The organism is Streptomyces sp. NPDC002513, from assembly GCF_053595355.1.
Genome location: NZ_JBSFXK010000156.1, coordinates 1 through 1,724 on the forward strand (window position 1 = coordinate 1; position 1,724 = coordinate 1,724).

1 protein-coding gene is annotated in these 1,724 nt (G+C 68.6%); it reads right to left on the bottom strand.

Features of this window, described 5'->3' with window-relative positions; all coding sequences use genetic code 11:
• Window positions 1-177: 177 nt before the first annotated feature.
• Window positions 178-1,605, bottom strand: a complete 1,428-nt coding sequence (locus ACWD5Q_RS35450) for an IS1380 family transposase (protein ID WP_451431181.1) — start codon at window positions 1,603-1,605, stop codon at window positions 178-180.
• Window positions 1,606-1,724: the final 119 nt, after the last annotated feature.

Here is a 1,724-nt window from a genome sequence, read left to right on the forward strand (position 1 = left end):
AACCTCGATCCGTCAGTTGGGGCTTGTCGTCTTTTGTCTCGGCGGTTCGCCCGTAATGTCCTCTGCCGTTCGAGGGCGGGCCGTCGCGTGACGCTGCGGAGTGCGCCGGGGTTCCACGTCTCCCGGGGTGGTGCGGTCCTCTCCTCCCCGGTTCTCGTTGGGGCGGGTGCTGGTGGGTCAGGTGGCGGCTGGGAGGTCAGTCAGCCGCCGCCAGGCGGTGGTGAACGCGTTCGCCCAAGGCCAGGTGTGCTCGATCCGTAGCCATCGGCGGCGGGCGTGCTTCGCGAGGCGGGCCGGGAGGTGGTAGAGCCGGAACCGCATGGTGTCCGGCTCGGCGTCGGCCAGGCCGGGGTGATCGTGCAGGGTGAGCAGGCGGAGCCAGGCGTCCAGGTCGGCGGCGAGATTCGCGCTCAGCATCCATGCCTCGTTGATCTGCCAGGACTTGGAGGGCAGGTTGTGCAGGCCCATCGCCTTGTTCGCTTTCACATGGTCCTCGACCACCGCGTGGTGGCGGTGCAGGACATCCAGCCACTGGATCTGATGGGAGCCGGGAATCCGGGCCATCCTGGAGATGTTGGTGGCGGTGACCGAGTACTTCCAGCCGGTCTTCTTCTCGAAGGGCGTGAGGTCCTTCGTGTGCCGGCCGGACGGCTTGACCCGGCGGACGATCAGCCGCATCCCCTTGATCCAGCCCTCCCGGCGGTTCAGCCCGCTCAACTCGGCCACGAAGTAGCCCTCCTGGAGGCTGCCGTCCTGCTTGATCGAGGTCTCCCAGACCCTCTCAGGCAGGCGGGCGATGGCCTTCTCGTCCTCGTCGGTGATGGTCCAGCCGGTGGTGAAGCGGACCGTGCGCCGCATCGTGTTCAGATCCCGCAGGTGCTCGTGCAGGCCATGGGTGGCGCCCGCGCCATCCACTCGCACCAGGATCTTCGCCGTCGAGGCGCCGGGGACTTGGGCGAGCGCCTCACGCAGCACCCGGATGTGGTCGGCCACCGTGTTCGAGCCGGCGTTGCCCGCGCGCAGCAGCATCGCCAGACATTCGGAGGTGTTCGCACACCACGCGGCCAGCGGATGGAACCCGAACGACTTCTTCCAGGTCGCCGCGGCGCCCTCCTTTTTCGATGCCGCCGTGACGATCGTGGCGTCCATGTCGATCACCACCCAGCGGTGCAGATACTTCCCGGCGATCGTCAGCCACGGAAACCCGCCCGGCCGCAGGTGAAGCAGGCTCCAGACGTGCCGACGCACCCGGGCCCGCGCCCAAGCGATCTTCGCCAGGACCTCCTCGTCCATCGCCGCCAGCGTCCGCCGGGTCGTCGAGTCGGACACCGCCGCTCCGAACAAGCCCTGGTGGTGGGCCTGCAACTGCTCGGCGTCCGACAGGTTCGCCGCCCCCAGCACGATCGCCACGGCGAGCTGCACGACCACCACCGCCCGATCCCGCCAGCCGACCCCCGTCCCGGCGGGCAGCACGGCCGCCAGCGCACTCGTCAACCCCGTACGGTCGGCCAGCCGGCGCAGCAGCACCGCTCCGGCATGCCCGATCAGCCCCTTGCCGTCGGCGACCACGGACAACCGCCGGTCCCACCCTGTAGGCTCGCTCACCAGATTGGTGCCCTGACTCTCGCAGCGGATACGACGTAGACACTCGCATCCTTGCAGGTCAGCGGCACCTTTCTACTACCGGGGCGTCAGATCACCCAATTCCGCTGAATACCCAGGGT